The 17,878-nt window shown below is 51.6% G+C and carries 20 protein-coding genes and 1 other annotated feature; of the genes, 5 read left to right on the top strand and 15 right to left on the bottom strand.

Annotation, left to right across the window (positions count from 1 at the left end; translation table 11 throughout):
- The first annotated feature begins 20 nt into the window (after positions 1 to 20).
- The 4 genes from chuS to SK32_RS06730 are packed head-to-tail and all read left to right on the top strand — an operon-like array spanning position 21 to position 3,634.
- Complete coding sequence (gene chuS, locus SK32_RS06715) at positions 21 to 1,052, top strand: hematinate-forming heme oxygenase ChuS (RefSeq protein WP_048211864.1); 1,032 nt, start codon at positions 21 to 23, stop codon at positions 1,050 to 1,052.
- Positions 1,049 to 1,870, top strand: a complete 822-nt coding sequence (locus SK32_RS06720) for a heme/hemin ABC transporter substrate-binding protein (RefSeq protein WP_048211865.1) — start codon at positions 1,049 to 1,051, stop codon at positions 1,868 to 1,870. The genes chuS and SK32_RS06720 overlap by 4 nt, the downstream gene beginning before the upstream one ends.
- Entirely contained in the window at positions 1,870 to 2,862 is a 993-nt protein-coding gene (locus SK32_RS06725) for a FecCD family ABC transporter permease (RefSeq protein ID WP_048211866.1), read from the top strand. The genes SK32_RS06720 and SK32_RS06725 overlap by 1 nt, the downstream gene beginning before the upstream one ends.
- Positions 2,855 to 3,634 carry a heme ABC transporter ATP-binding protein gene (locus SK32_RS06730; RefSeq protein WP_048211867.1) on the top strand — a complete coding sequence of 260 codons (780 nt, stop codon included), beginning with the start codon at positions 2,855 to 2,857 and terminating at the stop codon, positions 3,632 to 3,634. Before SK32_RS06725 ends, SK32_RS06730 begins: the two co-directional genes overlap by 8 nt.
- Here the strand turns inward: SK32_RS06730 and selO are convergent.
- The 14 genes from selO to thrS all read right to left on the bottom strand — a co-directional run bounded on the left by selO (position 3,631) and on the right by thrS (position 16,423).
- Positions 3,631 to 5,073 carry a protein adenylyltransferase SelO gene (gene selO / locus SK32_RS06735; RefSeq protein ID WP_048211868.1) on the bottom strand — a complete coding sequence of 481 codons (1,443 nt, stop codon included), beginning with the start codon at positions 5,071 to 5,073 and terminating at the stop codon, positions 3,631 to 3,633. The two genes, SK32_RS06730 and selO, sit on opposite strands and share 4 nt — an antisense overlap.
- 64 nt (positions 5,074 to 5,137) lie before the next feature.
- Positions 5,138 to 5,848, bottom strand: coding sequence for an EAL domain-containing protein (locus SK32_RS06740; RefSeq protein WP_048211869.1), 711 nt, complete (start codon positions 5,846 to 5,848; stop codon positions 5,138 to 5,140).
- Positions 5,849 to 6,164: 316 nt separating this feature from the next.
- A complete protein-coding gene (locus tag SK32_RS06745; protein ID WP_003832591.1) occupies positions 6,165 to 6,629 on the bottom strand; it encodes an NlpC/P60 family protein in 465 nt (154 codons plus the stop codon).
- A 77-nt stretch (positions 6,630 to 6,706) separates the two neighbouring features.
- Complete coding sequence (gene btuD, locus SK32_RS06750; RefSeq protein ID WP_048211870.1) at positions 6,707 to 7,456, bottom strand: vitamin B12 ABC transporter ATP-binding protein BtuD; 750 nt, start codon at positions 7,454 to 7,456, stop codon at positions 6,707 to 6,709.
- Positions 7,456 to 8,007 (bottom strand): glutathione peroxidase, encoded by a 552-nt coding sequence (locus SK32_RS06755; protein ID WP_048211871.1) that lies wholly within the window; start codon positions 8,005 to 8,007, stop codon positions 7,456 to 7,458. The genes btuD and SK32_RS06755 overlap by 1 nt, the downstream gene beginning before the upstream one ends.
- 74 nt (positions 8,008 to 8,081) lie before the next feature.
- Positions 8,082 to 9,062 (bottom strand): vitamin B12 ABC transporter permease BtuC, encoded by a 981-nt coding sequence (gene btuC / locus SK32_RS06760; protein WP_048211872.1) that lies wholly within the window; start codon positions 9,060 to 9,062, stop codon positions 8,082 to 8,084.
- A gap of 120 nt (positions 9,063 to 9,182) precedes the next feature.
- A complete protein-coding gene (gene ihfA / locus SK32_RS06765) occupies positions 9,183 to 9,482 on the bottom strand; it encodes an integration host factor subunit alpha (protein WP_003030571.1) in 300 nt (99 codons plus the stop codon).
- A gap of 4 nt (positions 9,483 to 9,486) precedes the next feature.
- Entirely contained in the window at positions 9,487 to 11,874 is a 2,388-nt protein-coding gene (pheT, locus tag SK32_RS06770) for a phenylalanine--tRNA ligase subunit beta (RefSeq protein ID WP_048211873.1), read from the bottom strand.
- A gap of 15 nt (positions 11,875 to 11,889) precedes the next feature.
- A complete protein-coding gene (pheS, locus tag SK32_RS06775; RefSeq protein ID WP_003832580.1) occupies positions 11,890 to 12,873 on the bottom strand; it encodes a phenylalanine--tRNA ligase subunit alpha in 984 nt (327 codons plus the stop codon).
- 124 nt (positions 12,874 to 12,997) lie between these two features.
- Positions 12,998 to 13,122 (bottom strand) — a sequence feature (Phe leader region).
- Entirely contained in the window at positions 13,073 to 13,117 is a 45-nt protein-coding gene (gene pheM / locus SK32_RS25980) for a pheST operon leader peptide PheM (RefSeq protein ID WP_001386830.1), read from the bottom strand. Its footprint overlaps the feature before it by 45 nt.
- A gap of 120 nt (positions 13,123 to 13,242) precedes the next feature.
- Positions 13,243 to 13,599 (bottom strand): 50S ribosomal protein L20, encoded by a 357-nt coding sequence (rplT, locus tag SK32_RS06780; RefSeq protein WP_003030578.1) that lies wholly within the window; start codon positions 13,597 to 13,599, stop codon positions 13,243 to 13,245.
- A gap of 55 nt (positions 13,600 to 13,654) precedes the next feature.
- Entirely contained in the window at positions 13,655 to 13,852 is a 198-nt protein-coding gene (rpmI, locus tag SK32_RS06785; RefSeq protein WP_003030583.1) for a 50S ribosomal protein L35, read from the bottom strand.
- Positions 13,853 to 13,948: 96 nt separating this feature from the next.
- Positions 13,949 to 14,491, bottom strand: a complete 543-nt coding sequence (infC, locus tag SK32_RS06790) for a translation initiation factor IF-3 (RefSeq protein ID WP_048997935.1) — start codon at positions 14,489 to 14,491, stop codon at positions 13,949 to 13,951.
- Between the two features lie 3 nt (positions 14,492 to 14,494).
- Positions 14,495 to 16,423, bottom strand: a complete 1,929-nt coding sequence (gene thrS / locus SK32_RS06795; protein WP_040233697.1) for a threonine--tRNA ligase — start codon at positions 16,421 to 16,423, stop codon at positions 14,495 to 14,497.
- 304 nt (positions 16,424 to 16,727) lie between these two features.
- Between thrS and yniD the strand changes: the two genes are divergently transcribed.
- Entirely contained in the window at positions 16,728 to 16,835 is a 108-nt protein-coding gene (gene yniD, locus SK32_RS25985; RefSeq protein WP_003030590.1) for a small membrane protein YniD, read from the top strand.
- A 165-nt stretch (positions 16,836 to 17,000) separates the two neighbouring features.
- Here yniD and SK32_RS06800 read toward each other — a convergent pair whose 3' ends face one another.
- Positions 17,001 to 17,759 carry a DUF481 domain-containing protein gene (locus SK32_RS06800; protein ID WP_048211874.1) on the bottom strand — a complete coding sequence of 253 codons (759 nt, stop codon included), beginning with the start codon at positions 17,757 to 17,759 and terminating at the stop codon, positions 17,001 to 17,003.
- Positions 17,760 to 17,878 lie beyond the last annotated feature (119 nt).

A 17,878-nucleotide genomic window follows, 5' to 3' on the forward strand; every position in this document is an offset into this window, starting at 1 on the left:
CAATCTGGAAGGAAGAGACAATGAATCATTACACACGCTGGCTGGAACTGAAGAAAGAAAATCCCGGCAAATACGCACGCGACATTGCAGGATTGATGAATATTAGCGAAGCCGAACTGACCTTTGCGCGCGTCGGCCATGACGCCTGGCGCTTGCGTGGCGAAGTCCGCGAAATACTCGGCGCACTGGAAGCCGTAGGCGAAACCAAATGCATTTGTCGTAACGAATATGCGGTGCATGAACAGGTTGGCGCTTTTACCAATCAACACCTGAACGGTCATGCCGGACTGGTTCTTAATCCGCGCGCCCTCGACCTGCGCCTGTTCCTTAATCAGTGGGCAAGCGCTTTTCATATCAGTGAGACCACCGCCCACGGCGAGCGTCAGAGCATTCAGTTCTTTGACCATCAGGGGGATGCGCTGCTGAAAGTCTATGCCACACAGAATACCCTCGTTGAGGAATGGGCTGCGTTGCTGACCCGTTTCATCTTCGCTGAAAACCCGCCACTGGTACTGCAACCTGCCAACACTTCTGCGCCAGCCGTCATCACGGTCGATGCGCAGACTGTTGATCAAGAGTGGCGAGCGATGACCGATGTACATCAGTTCTTCGGTCTGCTGAAACGCCACGATCTCACCCGTCAACAGGCATTTAATCTGGTGGGCGACGATCTGGCCTGTAAAGTTTCTAATAGCGCACTGGCGCAGTTACTTGATACCGCGCGCCAGGATGGCAATGAAATTATGGTTTTCGTGGGTAATCGCGGCTGCGTACAGATTTTTACCGGCGTAATAGAAAAACTGGTGCCGATGAAAGGCTGGCTGAATATTTTCAACCCGACCTTTACCCTGCATCTGCTGGAAGAGTGTGTAGCCGAAACGTGGGTAACGCGCAAACCGACCGCCGATGGCCACGTCACCAGTCTGGAACTGTTTGCTGCCGATGGCACGCAAATTGCCCAGCTTTATGGACAGCGTACGGAAGGGGAACCAGAGCAAACACAATGGCGAGCGCAGATCGATGCCTTAACGCCAAAAGGACTGGCCGCATGAAAAAACTGCTGGTCCTGATTGCGCTGCTGCCCATCGCAGCGCTGGCTGCTGACGAAGAACGCGTTGTGGCTCTCGGTGGCGACGTCACCGAAATTGTGTATGCGCTGGATGCGCAATCATCCCTCGTGGCACGTGACAGCACCAGTCAGTGGCCACAGGAAGCGACCCAATTACCCGATGTAGGCTATTTACGTCAGCTCAACGCCGAAGGTATCCTGGCTACCCGCCCTACTCTGGTGCTAGCCAGCGCACAATCGCAGCCTTCTCTGGCCCTGAAGCAGGTCGAACACAGCAACGTCAGGGTTGTCACGGTCCCTGCCAGTAATACGCTTAGCGTGATTGATGAGAAAGTGCAGGTCATTGCGCAGGCGACACACCAGGAGGCTAAAGGCGAAGCCCTGCGCAACACATTACGCCAGGAACTCGCGGCATTACCCGCCACAAAGCTTGATAAACGCGTTCTGTTTATTCTCAATCATGGTGGAATGACCGCAATGGCTGCAGGACAGGATACGGGGGCTGATGCCGCTATTCGCGCAGCCGGCTTACGTAACGCAATGCAGGGTTTTAGCCGTTACCAGCCGTTATCACAAGAAGGCGTCATTGCCAGCCAGCCCGATCTGGTGGTGATTTCGCAGGACGGCGTTAAGGCGATGGGTGGCGAAGATAACCTGTGGGCGCTACCGGGACTTGCGCAAACGCCTGCCGGGCGCAATAAGCAGGTACTGCAGATTGATGATATGGCATTACTGGGCTTCAGCGTTCGCACGCCACAGGCCATTTTGCAGCTACGCGCCAAAGCGGAGCAATTGCCCTGATGGCCCGACGAATCACCTGCTCGTTATGGACGCTGGCCTTTATGCTGGGTGTAATGACGATACTGGCGACCGGTTTTGGCGCGTTGCGCCTGCCGGTAAGCCTGCTCTGGCAGGACGGAGATGATGCTTTGCGTCAAATCTGGCTCACCATTCGGCTACCGCGCGTTCTGCTGGCGCTGGTGATTGGCGGCTCACTGGCACTGGCAGGTTGCGTCATGCAGGGATTGTTTCGCAACCCGCTTGCCGATCCAGGGCTACTGGGTATTAGCAGCGGTGCGGCCTGCGCCGTCGCCCTGTGGGTGGTGTTACCGGTCTCATTACCCGCGTTACTCATGCTGTATGCGCCAATGATGGCGGCATTTCTCGGTGCACTGGCTGCTACCGTGGTGATTTTTATCCTCAGCCAACAGCGTGACGGTTCGCTATCGCGTCTGTTGTTGGTCGGAATTGCCATCAACGCACTCTGCGGGGCGGCGGTTGGCGTTTTGTCGTGGGTCAGTAATGATGCGCAATTGCGCCAGTTGTCGTTGTGGGGGATGGGAAGTCTGGGAGCCGCGCAGTGGTCCACGCTACTGGCTGTCACGTCACTGACTATCCCGACGGTGCTGATCATCTGGCGTCTGGCTCCGGCGCTGAACCTGCTACAACTGGGTGAGGAGGAGGCGCATTATCTCGGCGTTGATGTTCGGATGATCCAACGTATTTTGTTGTTGTGCAGCGCATTACTCGTGGCCGCTGCTGTAGCGGTCAGCGGAGTCATTGGGTTCATCGGTTTGGTTGTTCCGCATTTAATGCGTATGTGGCTCGGATCAGACCATCGGGCCGTGATCCCCGGTTCCGTTCTGGCTGGCGCATTTTTACTACTGATTGCCGATACTCTCTCCCGCACCGCAGTTGCGCCTGCGGAAATGCCGGTCGGTCTGTTGACCAGTCTTCTCGGCGCACCGTGGTTTTTATGGCTTATTTTTCGTCAGCGAGGAGCGCATGGCTGAACATTTTATTGCCGAAGGACTTCACTATCGCCTTGCTTATCGCTCAGTAATTGACGACGTATCGCTCAAACTCGCTAAAGGTGAACTGGTCGCGTTAATCGGGCCGAATGGTGCGGGAAAATCCACCCTGCTACGTCTGTTGACCGGCTTTCTTAAACCGACTGCCGGACGCTGTTTGTTAGATGGCAAATCACTGGCTGACTGGAGTACGCAGTCGCTGTCACGCCATCGCGCGGTTATGCGTCAGCAAACGCAGGTAGGTTTTGACTGGCAGACAGAAGCCGTTATCGCGATGGGCCGTGCCCCCTGGTCCCAACATCCCGAGCACGAGCTTATCGCACAGGTAATGGCAGTCACCGGCTGCACACCGTTGGCGGGCAAGCAATACGCCGCGCTTTCCGGTGGCGAACAACAACGCGTTCAGTTAGCCCGTGCGCTGGCACAATTGTGGTGCAACGCCGGACCTCGCGGTTGGCTATTTCTCGACGAACCGACGTCAGCGTTAGATCTGTACCATCAGCAACATCTGCTGAGATTACTAAAGACACTCACCGCTTCAGGAGAATTGCATGTTTGCATCATCCTTCACGATCTCAATCTGGCAGCACTGTGGGCTGACCGGATCATACTGCTCCATCAAGGAAGCATTGTGTCTCAAGGGACGCCCGACGCCGTGTTACAGGCTGATGATCTGATACGCTGGTACGGTGCTCAGGTTCACGTTGGCCAACACCCGGCCAACGCATCCCCACAAGTTTTTCTCGCGCCTTAGCTCGAACAGCTCACCTCCAGCCGTTTGCCCCAGTCAGGTGGACGGCTGATATAATCATCATCCCGATCGATAAACGGCGTACGTAACGCAGCGTGTAACCGATGTAGTTCGGTATAATCACCCTGCTCTGCCTGGCTAATTGCCCGCTGTGCCAGCCAGTTACGTAGCACCATAGCCGGATTCTCCGTCTTCATCTGCGCTTGTCTGACTACGTCAGCCACATTGTCTTGTTGCAGGCGCGTGCGGTAACGAGTGAACCAGTCGTCAAATGCCGCACGGTCAATAAACTCATCGCGCAGTGGGGACAAGGTGCTGTGTTGCTCAGTTTGGCTGAGCATGCGGAACGTTCGCGTATAGTCGCTACCTTCCCGCGCCATCAGGCTAAACAGTTCGCTAAGGATTTCGTTATCGTTTTTCTGCTCACTAAAGAAACCCAGTTTTTGCCGCATTCGTTGCCCATAGCGGGTTAGCAAGGCCAGTTGATAACCGTCCAGCGCATCATTGAGCACATCAACCGGGATGAATGGCGACAGCGTCTGCGCCAGACGTTGTAGGTTCCACAAAGCTGCAGCAGGCTGATTATCAAAACTATAGCGCCCCTGATGATCGGAGTGGTTGCAGACAAAATCTGGCACGTAATCATCAAGGAAACCGAAGGGACCATAATCCATCGTCAGACCAAGAATCGACATGTTGTCCGTGTTCATCACCCCATGCGCAAAGCCTACGGCTTGCCAGTCGGCCATTAACGTCGCGGTACGCGTAACAACATCCGTAAACCACAACTGATACTTATTTGCCTCTTCCTGCCATTGTGGCCAGTAATGACGGATCGCAAAGTCAGCAAGCTGACGTACTTTTTCCGGTTCACGACGATAATAAAAGTGCTCAAAATGGCCAAAACGCATATGGCTTTGTGCCACGCGAATGAGCATCGCGCCTGCTTCAGTGGTCTCTCGCTGCACCGGAGTCTCGCTGGTGACAATCGACAAGGCCCGGGTTGTAGGTATCCCCAAATAATGCATGGCTTCACTGGCCAGGCTCTCTCTAATCGTCGAGCGCAGCACAGCGCGCCCATCCCCCATGCGGGAATAAGGCGTTAATCCAGCGCCTTTCAGATGCCAGTCAAATGTTGAACCATCCGCAAGTTGTTGTTCGCCCAGCAGGATCCCGCGGCCATCGCCAAGCTGACCTGCCCAAACACCGAACTGGTGCCCGCTATAAACTTGCGCCAAAGGCGACATCCCAGGTAATAGCGATTCGCCCCCCCATACACCTGCCCCATCAGAAACATCAAACAACGCAGCTGGAATACCCAATTGCGCAGCCAGAGCATCGTTATGCCAGATGATGCGCGCGTTTTTCAGGGGGGTGGGCGAAAGAGCGGTATAGGTTGCTGGTAATTCATCACGCCAGCGCGTAGTAAAAGACAGGGTCATAGGGCCTCCTGTCTCTAGTGTAGACTGTTAATAGCCTGTTAAACACCAGCAAATAAAAGGGTTATCATTTTACCAGTGAAATAATCTTTGCCGGTGATACCGCCGGCCACAGTCCCCCTTGCATCGCGCTAAATCCCAAAGGTAATACCCGCGTCAGCATCTCTTGTGTATCAATACCGCTAATGATGATTGATTCGCAGCAGGGAGATAATTGCGCCAGAATAGCCCGCATAAACGGCTCAAACGAAATATGTGTAATCCGTTGTTGAACAAAGTTTTTATCCAGCACGACCCGTTTGAAAAGACCATCAAAAATTGCCCGCGTGGATATGCCCCCGGCACCGTAGTTTGTCAGTATTAATGGGAATCGCGCAGCCAGAGCCGCCAGTGTGGGATTTTCTTTGCCACTGTTTAACTCTGGATAACTTTCATTAATCGTCAGTTCAATAAATGAAAATCGTTCAACACGTGAAGCATATTCAGCGTCTGATAATAAAGTATTAGCGACCGCTGGCGTTAAATTAATCCAGGCCGGAATTTTGCGTTGAATAAAAAAGTGTTGGCACGTTTCGATTAATTCCAGCTTCTCGGCAAATAAGCGGCATTGCTCGTCGTCTGACATCCGGGGCATAACCAGCTCTGTTGGCATGTGTACGTCGCCATCCGGGCTGACAAAGTTTGTAACAATATCGACGAACTCAAGGTCACCTTTTTCACTTCGTGCAGGAAGAAAAGAGAACTCTGAATGATAAAGATAATCCAGTGAAACAATCATTGTGCCAGCCCCTCTGCATGGGTGTAATCCGGCATCCTGTAGCAAAGGATGGAAAAATACGTTGCTGCTGATACAAATTGAGGCCCTTTCATTTTTCCCTTTTTAGCCAGTAAATCGAATCCTTTTTTTTTAGCTTATCCTGATTATAAACGAATATCCAGCCTTGCACTTTTTAATATCTCGGGATAAATCATATTTTTAGCAAGATACGCTCTTAATGTTCAGGGTTATAGACCGACAAACAGCAGAAGTGAAAGTTGACATTTAAAATGCGGATGACGAGAAAGCCGCGAGCCGATCTCGTCACCCGCAATGATTAAATTCGGCGCGCCTGCCAAAAGTTTTTACGCCAGTAGACGTTATCCAGCGAAGAACGCATCACTCCGCGACTGGTTGAAGCATGGATAAATTGATTATTGGTATCGTAAATCCCGACATGCAGACCACTTTCACCGGAACCCGTTTTAAAGAAAACCAGATCGCCGGGTAGCAAATCATCTTTATCGATCTCAGTACCAATCTTTGATTGCGTACGCGTGTCGCGCGGGAGTTGCAGATCGAATTTGTCACGCATTGTCATCAACACAAATCCCGAACAATCCACCCCGCTACGGCTCATACCGCCATAGCGATAGGGAGTACCATGCCAGGTTTGCAACTGATCGTTAAGACCTGCGATAACGGCGATAGAGTCCGACAGTCGGGCATTTGGCGCAGGAGCACGATGGCTGCTGCACCCCGCCAAAAACAATGCTGTGATGAAAAGGAGCCAAAAGCGCATTCAGGACGAATCCTCTGATTTTTATTTTTGTGTCAATTTAGCGTGGAAATTATGTGATTTTCAAGAACCCATTTAACTTAAGTGGTTGATATGAGCATTCTGTGGCCTTCAATATCCAGGCGACGGAAATTTACACCGTAGGCTAACGACAGATTGGCTGGCGTTAGCACCACATCACGCGCACCGCTCGCCAGCAGCTTTCCGCGCTTGAGCAACCACGCCTTGTGCGCATGGCGTAGCGTATGGTTAAGATCATGACTGCTCATCACAATGGCGATTCCCTGCAGACACAGCTGGCTCAACAATCTGTCCAGCGCGTTTTGTTGCGCCACGTCCAGGCTATTCATCGGCTCATCCAGCAACAAAAGTTGCCCATGCGGATTAGACTGGGGGCTCATTTGCAGGATGACGGCCGCCAGACGCACACGTTGCCATTCCCCCCCTGAAAGCTGATTAACACCACATCCTAGTTTATCTCCCAGCCCAAGCGCATCAGCCACCTCCTGCAGCAGGTCTGTTCGCGCTTTATCAGGCTGATGCAGCGTCAGAAAATGCCAGACCGGCATCGCAAAAGGCGGATTTTGCTGTTGCGCAAGATAAGCACGATATTGCGCCAGCTTCGCTGCCGGCCAATCACCGAGCGGTGTATCACCAAAGGTGATGCACCCCTCTCCGGTCGTCAGTCCCGCCATTCGCGCCAACAACGTACTTTTCCCCGCGCCGTTGGGGCCCACTAAATGCAGGATCTCTCCTGCTTTAATTTCACCAGATAGCGGGCCGAGTCGGGTCGATTCCGCAACATCCTGTAGCAGCATTAATCGGGACATTAGTTGGCCAATGCAGTCTTTATAGCGTGTACAAGAACCGGGTCCTCAGGCGTCATATCAGGTGAATAACGCTGCAGCACCTGTCCATCCCGACCGACTAAGAACTTCTCGAAGTTCCACAGAATATCGTCCGGGTAGAGCGGTGCCCGGCCTTTACTCGCCATACGCGCATAAAATCCGCTATCTGCAGGTGCAACCGCAGTGGGTGCCGCATCAATCAGCTTCTGATACAACGGATGGCGGGCTTCGCCATTGACATCAATCTTACTGAACATCGGGAAGGTAACGCCCCAGGTTGTGCTGCAATACGTCTTAATCTCGTCTTCACTGCCGGGCTCCTGCCCCAGAAACTGGTTGCAGGGGAATCCCAGAACGGTGAAACCCTGCCCATGCCATGTTTTCTGCAGGTTTTCCAGTTGCTCATACTGCGGCGTTAACCCACATTTTGAGGCTACGTTGACGATTAACAGTACATTTCCGGCATACGCCTGCAATGAGGTCGCCTCGCCGTCGATGGTTGTCACTTCCGTATTAAAAAGCGTGTTTTGCATAGCATCTCCAGAACAACAGGTGAATAGTGGGATGACCCTGTTCAGCTTTTAAGCATAGACCGAACCTGCGCTTTCTAGCGCGCAGCTTTTAACAATAACCAGATAAATACCGGTGCGCCCATCGTGGCCGTCACCACGCCAATGGGTAATTCAGCCGATGCCAGTACCAGACGTGCGACAACATCAGCAAACAGTAGTGCAATTGCCCCCGCCAGCGCACACCCAGGGAGTAAAACGCGGTGATCGGTTAATCCACACAGTCGCATAATATGAGGGATTACCAGCCCGATAAAACCAATTGCCCCTGCCAGCGCCACGCTCACGCCAACCATCCATCCCGTTGCAACCACCAGCAAGTTGCGCCAGAACCATAAAGGCAGCCCCAGTTGGCGCGCGGAGGTTTCCCCCAGCGCCAGCATATTCATCGGCTGCGACTGACAGCAGATCCACACCAGCACCGGAATCAATGCCACCATGAGCCAGGCCTGATGCCAGTCTACGCCGCCGAATCCCCCCATCATCCAGTACATCAACTGTCGAAGATCAAAAGAGGTGGAAAAATAGATAGCCCAGGTCATCAGCGCGCTGCAGATAATCCCCAGCGCCACGCCGGCCAACAGCAAACGACTGGTCGATAAATGTCGGCGGGCAAAACGAAGAAGAATGAGGGTGATAATCAGCGCGCCAGCAATGGCGCATAGGCCCAATGCCCAGCCGGGCAATCGCCCTTGCCCCAACAGCACAGCCGCAATAAGCCCTACCCCCGCGCCATTAGACACGCCGAGTAAACCAGGCTCCGCGAGCGGGTTTTCAAACAGCGCCTGCATCACCGCGCCAGCCAGGGCCAGTGCGGCGCCTACCAGCAATACGGCAAGTGTACGGGGCAGTCGAATTTGCCAGACGAACAGATCGCCGCGAGCGCTAAACCAATCGCCGGGAGCAATCCACTGTTCTCCTGCGCATAAACTTATCATGGTTGCCAGCAGCATCAGCACTGACAGAGACAGTATCCAGCGCACGTTTCGTCGCTGCTGTTGATGGGCGAAAGTCAGCATGTTTTCCATTCTGCTGAAAAAAGATGGGGAGATTCTACGGTGCTGATTCAGTAGTGAAAAGGAAAAAGGCCGCATAGCGGCCTTTTTAGTTATACGCGTCATACTTTGCGTATCGTTAAATCACTCTTCTTTGGGCGTTGCGTTTTCAACCCGGCTTTTTAACTTCTGCCCGGGTCTGAAGGTCACCACGCGCCGTGCTGTAATGGGAATATCTTCGCCCGTTTTCGGGTTACGTCCCGGACGTTGATTCTTATCACGCAGATCGAAGTTACCAAAACCAGAGAGTTTTACCTGCTCACCGTTTTCCAGAGCACGACGGATCTCTTCGAAAAACAGCTCGACCAGTTCTTTGGCATCCCGCTTGCTAAGCCCAAGCTTATCAAACAGATATTCTGACATTTCAGCTTTTGTAAGCGCCATAGGTTCAATCCCTCAATGATGCCTGGAATCGCTCTTTTAATGCCTCTACACATTTGGCGACGGTAGCGGCAATCTCCTCTTCTTCAAGTGTACGGCTGGTATCCTGAAGGATCAGGCTGATAGCGAGGCTCTTATAACCCTCCGCAACACCCTTACCGCGGTACACGTCAAACAAGTTTACGCCAACTACCTGATTTACGCCAACTTTCTTACATTCGGATAAAATATCCGCTGCGGGAACGTTTTCTGCCACAACAACGGCGATGTCACGGCGGTTCGCCGGGAAGCGAGAAACTTCACGCGCCTGAGGCACCATGCGGTCTGCGAGCTTATTCCACTCCAGTTCGAACACCAGAGTGCGACCGTTCAGATCCAGTTTACGTTCCAGTTCAGGATGAACAACCCCAATGAAACCAATACGTTCACCTTTCAGATAAATCGCCGCAGACTGACCCGGATGCAGGGCTGGATTCGCTTCAGCTTTGAACTGGATGTCCGCCAGTTTGCCTGTCAGGTCGAGAACCGCTTCCAGATCGCCCTTCAGATCATAGAAATCAACCGTCTCTTTCGCCAGATTCCAGTGTTCATCATGACGGTTGCCGCAGATAACGCCCGCCAGCATCAGATCCTGACGGATCCCGAGGTTAGCCTGCGTATCCGGTACAAAACGCAAACCTGTTTCAAAAATACGCACACGGTTCTGCTGACGGTTCTGGTTATACACTACCGTAGACAGCAAGCCGGTCCACAGGGACAAACGCATAGCCGACATATCAATAGAGATTGGGCTTGGCAGCAGCAGCGCTTCTTCACCCGGATGCAACAGCGACTGGACTTTAGGATCAACAAAACTGTAGGTAATAACTTCCTGGTAGCCTTTGTCATTCAGCATGGTTTTAACACGTTTCAGCGATAAATCCGCCTCACGATGCGTACCCATGATAAGACCCGCCTGAATTGGGGTATTCGGGATATTGTCATAACCGTATACGCGGGCGACTTCTTCGACCAGGTCTTCTTCAATTTCCATATCGAAACGCCAGCTCGGCGCGACAGCCTTCCACTCATCCTGCCCTTCCGTCACGTTACAACCCAGACGACGCAGAATGTCGCTCACCTGCTCATCCGCAATATGGTGTCCGATCAGACGATCCAGTTTGCTACGACGAAGCGTAATGGTTGCGCGTTTTGGCAGCGTGTCTTCGTTCGTCACGTCAATGACTGGACCCGCTTCGCCACCGCAGATATCGATCAACAGGCGCGTTGCACGTTCCATGGCCTTATGTTGCAGAGCCGGATCAACACCACGCTCATAGCGGTGAGAAGCATCGGTGTGCAGACCGTGACGACGTGCGCGACCGGTAATAGACAGCGGGCTGAAGAATGCACATTCCAGCAGGACGTTTTGCGTTTCATCATTCACGCCGGAATGTTCGCCACCAAAGATGCCGCCCATCGCCAGCGCTTTGTTATGATCCGCAATCACCAGCGTATCCGCATTCAGCTTCGCTTCGCTGCCATCCAGCAATACCAGGGTTTCACCCTCTTTTGCCATACGGACAACAATTCCGCCTTCAATGCGGTCTTTGTCGAATGCGTGCATCGGCTGGCCCAGTTCGAGCAGCACATAGTTAGTCACGTCAACCACGGCATCGATTGAACGAATACCGCAACGACGCAGTTTTTCTTTCATCCACAGCGGTGTCGGCGCTTTAACATTGATGCCTTTAACCACGCGGCCCAGATAGCGAGGGCAGGCTTCTACGGCTTCGACCTGAATCGGCAGGACGTCGCTAATGGTTGCCACTACAGGCGCGATTTCCGGCTCAACCAGCGGAGCTTTGTTCAGCACAGCAACATCACGTGCGACACCGATAATGCCTAAGCAGTCGGCGCGGTTCGGCGTGACGCTAATTTCGATAGTGTTGTCGTCAAGCTTAAGGTATTCACGGATATCGGTGCCAATTGGCGCATCGGCAGGCAGTTCGATAATCCCGTTATGATCGTCGGAAATACCCAGCTCAGAGAATGAGCACAGCATACCTTCAGACGGCTCACCGCGCAGTTTTGCGGCTTTGATTTTGAAATCGCCCGGCAGAACGGCACCCACGGTTGCCACGGCCACTTTCAGCCCCTGACGGCAGTTTGGCGCACCGCAGACGATATCCAGCAGACGGTCGCCGCCTACATTCACTTTGGTGACACGCAGTTTGTCAGCGTTCGGGTGCTGGCCACATTCAACCACTTCACCCACCACAACGCCGTTGAACGCGCCGGAAACAGGTTCCACACCGTCAACTTCCAGACCCGCCATCGTAATTTGGTTTGACAGCGCATCGCTATCAATCGCCGGGTTAACCCATTCGCGTAACCACAGTTCACTGAATTTCATTGTATTACCCTGCCTTTATTTAAACTGTTTGAGGAAACGCAGATCGTTTTCGAAGAAAGAACGCAGATCGGTAACGCCATAACGCAGCATGGTCAGACGCTCCATCCCCATTCCGAAGGCAAAACCGGAGTAGATTTCTGGATCGATACCGACGTTACGCAGCACGTTCGGGTGAACCATGCCGCAGCCCAGTACTTCCAGCCATTTTCCGTTTTTGCCCATGACGTCAACTTCCGCAGAAGGTTCAGTGAACGGGAAGTAAGAAGGACGGAAACGAACCTGCAGGTCTTCTTCAAAGAAGTTGCGCAGGAAATCGTGCAGCGTACCTTTCAGGTTGGTGAAGTTGATATTGGTATCAACGATCAGGCCTTCCATCTGATGGAACATCGGGGTGTGCGTCTGATCGTAGTCGTTACGATAAACGCGGCCCGGGGCGATAATACGGATCGGCGGCTGTTTTTCCTTCATGGTGCGGATCTGCACGCCGGAAGTCTGTGTGCGCAGCAGACGCGTTGCATCAAACCAGAAAGTGTCGTGGTCAGCGCGCGCCGGGTGATGGCCAGGAATGTTCAGCGCATCGAAGTTGTGATAGTCATCTTCGATTTCCGGACCAGTCGCCACGGTAAAGCCCAGCTCACCGAAGAAACTTTCAATACGGTCGATAGTACGCGTTACCGGGTGGAGTCCACCATTTTCGATACGGCGTCCCGGCAGGGAGATATCGATAGTTTCTTCAGCCAGGCGCGCGTTCAGCGCGGCACTTTCTAATTCGGCTTTACGCGCGTTCAGCGCTTGCTGTACCTGCTCTTTGGCTTCATTGATTACCGCACCTGCTGCCGGGCGCTCTTCCGGTGGCAGCTCGCGCAGGGTTGTCATCTGAAGGGTCAGGTGCCCTTTCTTGCCCAAATATTCGACGCGGACATTGTCTAACGCGGCAACATCTGAAGCCTGGTTAATGGCGGCCGTTGCACTGGCAACCAGCTCTGCGAGATGTGACATGGTTTTCCTCGTTATGTTGCGATATTCACTAGTCGCTCGTATATACGCAAAATCATTCAAGTTGTATCAACGCTGCAAAAGAGCGAATGCAGCCAATACAGAGACAACTTGAAGGATGACGCGTATAAAAAAAGCCTCCACCAGGGAGGCTTTTAGGCGCTGTTTTCCGTTTCTTCTTTCACGCGCAAGCCTCCTGATTTCAGGTGCTAAAGTAAAAGAAGAAGCGGAAAATAGCAGCATTCATGCTTGCGTTACCTTGTGTGGTAAAAACCGGACAACCTTTATTGAAAAGGCTTACGGATAAATTGTCAACTAATTGATTGCACTACAAATAAAAGAGAGGGAGCAAGGCTCCCTCTTTTCACCGGCTTATGCCAGAGCTGCTTTCGCTTTTTCGACCAGAGCGGTGAACGCTACTTTGTCGAATACTGCGATGTCAGCCAGGATCTTACGGTCGATTTCAACAGAGGCTTTTTTCAGGCCGTTGATGAATTTGCTGTAAGAAATACCGTTCTGACGTGCTGCTGCGTTGATACGCGCAATCCACAGTTGACGGAACTGACGCTTTTTCTGACGACGGTCACGATAAGCGTACTGACCAGCTTTGATAACAGCCTGGAAGGCAACGCGGTATACGCGAGAACGCGCACCGTAGTAGCCTTTAGCTTGTTTCAAAATTTTCTTGTGACGTGCACGGGCAACTACACCACGTTTTACGCGAGCCATATGTGCTCTCCTGTCTCTATATTCTTAGTAAAAAAATGAATTAAACGTTAACGGCTTATGCGTACGGCAGGCACGCGATAACCAGACCCAGATCGCCTTTAGACACGAGGCCTTTTGGACGCAGGTGACGTTTACGCTTAGTAGATTTTTTGGTCAGAATATGACGCAGGTTTGCGTGCTTACGCTTAAATCCACCACCACCGGTTTTTTTGAAACGCTTAGCAGCACCGCGTACGGTCTTAATTTTTGGCATTTTAATAACTTCCACTTCGCATTGTTAATAAACGAAACGTAGGCGAACAACGGCTGTGGAACCCGTAGGCTCCACAGGCATTGCTACTTGAAGGCCTTACTGTTTCTTCTTAGGAGCGAGCACCATGATCATCTGGCGGCCTTCGATCTTCGTAGGGAAGGATTCGACTACTGCCAGTTCACTCAGATCGTCACGGACGCGGTTGAGCACTTCCATACCGATCTGTTGGTGGGCCATCTCACGACCGCGAAAACGCAGCGTGATCTTAGCCTTATCGCCATCTTCCAGAAAGCGTACCAGGCTGCGGAGTTTTACCTGGTAATCGCCATCGTCGGTGCCAGGACGGAATTTAATTTCCTTAACCTGGATAACTTTTTGCTTTTTCTTCTGTTCCTTAGAAGACTTACTCTTTTCATAAAGGAACTTGCCGTAGTCCATAATACGACAAACTGGCGGTTCGGCGTTAGGGCTGATTTCAACTAAATCTACTCCAGCTTCTTCAGCCTTTTCGATCGCTTCTCTCAGACTCACAATACCCAAAGCTTCGCCTTCCAGACCTGTTAAGCGAACTTCCAGGGCGCGAATCTCGCCATTGATACGATTCGGACGTGCCGTTTGAACTCGTTTTCCGCCTTTAATACCTTATTCCTCCAGTTGTTGAAGACTGCGGCTGCGAATCTCTTGTTGCAGCTTCTCAATCACTTCATTTACGTCCAGGCTGCCCAAGTCTTTGCCACGACGGGTGCGCACGGCAACTTTGCCTGCTTCTACCTCTTTGTCGCCACAGACCAACATGTAAGGGACACGACGTAAAGTGTGCTCGCGGATTTTAAAGCCTATCTTCTCATTTCTCAAGTCTGCTTTTACACGAATACCCGCATTTTGTAGTTTCTGCGTTAATTCGTTGACGTATTCAGACTGAGAATCGGTGATGTTCATGACCACAACCTGAACCGGCGCAAGCCAGGTCGGGAAGAAGCCAGCGAACTCTTCGGTCAGGATACCAATGAAACGTTCCATCGACCCAAGAATTGCGCGGTGAATCATAACCGGCACCTGGCGTTCGTTGTTTTCGCCAACATAAGAGGCGCTTAAACGGGACGGCAGAGAGAAGTCCAGCTGTACAGTACCGCACTGCCATGCACGATCGAGGCAGTCATACAGGGTAAATTCAATTTTCGGACCGTAGAATGCGCCCTCACCCAGTTGGAACTCAAACGGGATGTTGTTTTCTTCCAGCGCAACGGCCAGGTCAGCTTCAGCACGGTCCCACATTTCATCGCTACCGATACGTTTTTCGGGGCGAGTGGACAGTTTGACGACGATTTTCTCGAAGCCAAAGGTGCTGTACATATCGTAGACCATACGAATGCAGGCGTTAACTTCATCGCGAATCTGCTCTTCAGTACAGAAGATATGTGCATCATCCTGAGTAAAGCCACGTACACGCATCAGACCGTGCAGCGCACCTGACGGCTCGTTACGGTGACAGCTACCAAATTCAGCCATACGCAACGGCAGATCGCGATAGGATTTCAGACCCTGGTTAAAGATCTGCACGTGGCCCGGGCAGTTCATAGGTTTAATGCAGTACTCACGGTTCTCAGACGAGGTCGTGAACATTGCATCTTTGTAGTTGTCCCAGTGACCTGTTTTTTCCCACAGCACACGGTCCATCATGAACGGACCTTTAACTTCCTGGTACTGATATTCTTTCAGTTTCGAGCGAACAAAAACTTCCAACTCGCGGAAGATAGTCCAGCCATCGTTATGCCAGAACACCATACCCGGTGCTTCTTCCTGCATATGATACAGGTCAAGCTGCTTACCAATTTTGCGGTGGTCTCGCTTGGCCGCTTCTTCCAGGCGTTGCAGGTAGGCATTCAGGGCTTTTTTATCGGCCCATGCAGTACCATAAATACGCTGCAGCATCTTGTTATTGCTGTCGCCACGCCAGTATGCCCCTGCGGTCTTCATCAGTTTGAAGTGATGGCAGAAACGCATGTTCGGCACGTGCGGGCCACGGCACATATCGACATATTCTTCATGATGGTACAAGCCAGGCTTGTCATCATGGGCGATGTTTTCATCAAGAATAGAGACTTTATAGGTCTCGCCACGCTTCACGAAGGTTTCGCGCGCTTCGTACCAGCTGACTTTCTTCTTAATGACATCGTAGTTTTTCTCAGCGAGCTCGTGCATCCGCTTCTCGAGCGCGTCGACATCTTCCTGGGTTAACGTACGGTCAAGATCGATATCGTAGTAAAAACCGTTGTCAACAACCGGTCCGATCGCCATTTTGGTGTTCGGCCAAAGTTGTTTGATCGCATGCCCTAACAGGTGCGCACAAGAGTGACGAATGATCTCCAGACCTTCTTCATCTTTCGCGGTGATGATGGAGAGTTTCGCATCATGTTCAATCAGATCGGAAGCATCTACCAGCTCACCGTTAACACGGCCAGCAATAGTCGCTTTAGCCAGACCTGGACCGATGTCCAGCGCAACATCCATGGGGCTTACAGCGTGGTCGTAATGGCGTTGGCTGCCATCAGGAAGAGTAATAACAGGCATGTTATATCCTTATTTGCAGTGGTGCCCCACACGTAAGAGCACATACAAAGATTCAATATTTAAAATTATCAAAAAGGTCTGGGCTGATTCCCGCTTCACTCTGCGAAATATGTCACAGGTCACCTGACTGGTAACACTGGACCTACGCCCGTTTTTTTGAAAACACCGTTTGACAGTGTACACGGCATTAGGATGCGATCAAAGCAACAATCAACGTGCACTCTATGATGTAAATCAATTCACTGACACCCTGACGTCTTTGTTACACTTGTAGAAAGTCATTTCACCGGAGCAGGAAAAAACAATGCCAACAAACCGCTTTGCGAAGAAACACTGGAAGATGGTGGTGATCCTGCTGGTTATTTGTGCGGCAATGCTGATGCTGCGTTGGGCAGCAATGATCTGGGGTTAAAATACTGGCCGCTTTTCTGGTTCCGTTGTATTTATCAATTAAATCGAATTCATCTGAAAAATAGCGAGTTATCGATAAGCATTAAAAATAAAACACAGATTAACTTTTAAATAAACTTAACGTTAATAGATAAAAGCCGGGCCAATTATTTGGCCCGGTTTGTCATTACATACGATAGCCGAGCGAAAGCGTCGTGCGGCGATCGGTATGTTCCGGCGCGGTTGCCGGCGGTTCGGAGTTCCAGGTGACGTTGTACGCGACCTTCAATCCAAAGTGTTCGTTGATGGCAACGTTTAAGGCCGTTTCAGAGTTAAGCGTTGTATCATCTGCACCAAATACCGACACACCCTGCGTAAACTTGGTGTTGTCCGTCATCTGCCACGCATAAGCCCCGGACGCATAACCTAACGGTTGCGTTTCAGTGGTGCCATCAGTGTGCTCGTCATAACGTACACCAGGACCGAATTCAAAGCGGAAACTGTGTACCGGTCCATTAAGAAACTGGCGACCATAACCGGCCGTTAGCACGTCACGCTCACGGTATCCGTTATAACGGTCTGTTAACCAACTGGCCTGACCAAAGAGATAGTCATAGTCAGTCATGTTGTAACGACTACGACCACCTACAGCATATTTCTCAGATGAACGCTCATCATTTGAGGAGGTGTTGCTGGCATTTCCCCACAGAGACCACGCCGTAGATTGACCATACCAGGTCATGGTGGTGTCGGCGGTTAAAGAAGAACTTTTTGTGTTGCCTGACTGGGCAAGATATCCCGCGTTCAGGTTACCTTCAAAGGGTTTTTTCGCGCTGGAAGGGTCATCCATGACAGTAAAAACGGAATCATCGGCGGCGGCATGCATTGACGCAAACACGCACCCCGTCAGCAATACTGCTGCGGGCACTGTCTTCAAAAGCTTCATTTATAAAGAGTCCGTACAACAAAAAAAGAGACCATAACGGTCTCGGAAACTTTCATGTGGATCAATGACAAAAGACCCTTGAAAGGTAACAAATTATAAAAAGACTCGAATAACATAGC

The sequence above is a fragment of the Citrobacter sp. MGH100 genome, from assembly GCF_001034465.1.
GTDB lineage: Bacteria > Pseudomonadota > Gammaproteobacteria > Enterobacterales > Enterobacteriaceae > Citrobacter > Citrobacter youngae.

Coding starts and splice junctions, on each gene's coding strand:
- SK32_RS06745 (WP_003832591.1), bottom strand. CDS start 6,629: ATGCGCTTTTGGCTCCTTTTCATCACAGCATTGTTTTTGGCGGGGTGC.
- SK32_RS06720 (WP_048211865.1), top strand. CDS start 1,049: ATGAAAAAACTGCTGGTCCTGATTGCGCTGCTGCCCATCGCAGCGCTG.
- SK32_RS06730 (WP_048211867.1), top strand. CDS start 2,855: ATGGCTGAACATTTTATTGCCGAAGGACTTCACTATCGCCTTGCTTAT.
- SK32_RS06740 (WP_048211869.1), bottom strand. CDS start 5,848: ATGATTGTTTCACTGGATTATCTTTATCATTCAGAGTTCTCTTTTCTT.
- SK32_RS06725 (WP_048211866.1), top strand. CDS start 1,870: ATGGCCCGACGAATCACCTGCTCGTTATGGACGCTGGCCTTTATGCTG.
- btuD (WP_048211870.1), bottom strand. CDS start 7,456: ATGTCCCGATTAATGCTGCTACAGGATGTTGCGGAATCGACCCGACTC.
- chuS (WP_048211864.1), top strand. CDS start 21: ATGAATCATTACACACGCTGGCTGGAACTGAAGAAAGAAAATCCCGGC.
- rpmI (WP_003030583.1), bottom strand. CDS start 13,852: ATGCCAAAAATTAAGACCGTACGCGGTGCTGCTAAGCGTTTCAAAAAA.
- rplT (WP_003030578.1), bottom strand. CDS start 13,599: ATGGCTCGCGTAAAACGTGGTGTAGTTGCCCGTGCACGTCACAAGAAA.
- ihfA (WP_003030571.1), bottom strand. CDS start 9,482: ATGGCGCTTACAAAAGCTGAAATGTCAGAATATCTGTTTGATAAGCTT.
- yniD (WP_003030590.1), top strand. CDS start 16,728: ATGCCAACAAACCGCTTTGCGAAGAAACACTGGAAGATGGTGGTGATC.
- selO (WP_048211868.1), bottom strand. CDS start 5,073: ATGACCCTGTCTTTTACTACGCGCTGGCGTGATGAATTACCAGCAACC.
- pheT (WP_048211873.1), bottom strand. CDS start 11,874: ATGAAATTCAGTGAACTGTGGTTACGCGAATGGGTTAACCCGGCGATT.
- btuC (WP_048211872.1), bottom strand. CDS start 9,062: ATGCTGACTTTCGCCCATCAACAGCAGCGACGAAACGTGCGCTGGATA.
- SK32_RS06800 (WP_048211874.1), bottom strand. CDS start 17,759: ATGAAGCTTTTGAAGACAGTGCCCGCAGCAGTATTGCTGACGGGGTGC.
- pheS (WP_003832580.1), bottom strand. CDS start 12,873: ATGTCACATCTCGCAGAGCTGGTTGCCAGTGCAACGGCCGCCATTAAC.
- thrS (WP_040233697.1), bottom strand. CDS start 16,423: ATGCCTGTTATTACTCTTCCTGATGGCAGCCAACGCCATTACGACCAC.
- SK32_RS06755 (WP_048211871.1), bottom strand. CDS start 8,007: ATGCAAAACACGCTTTTTAATACGGAAGTGACAACCATCGACGGCGAG.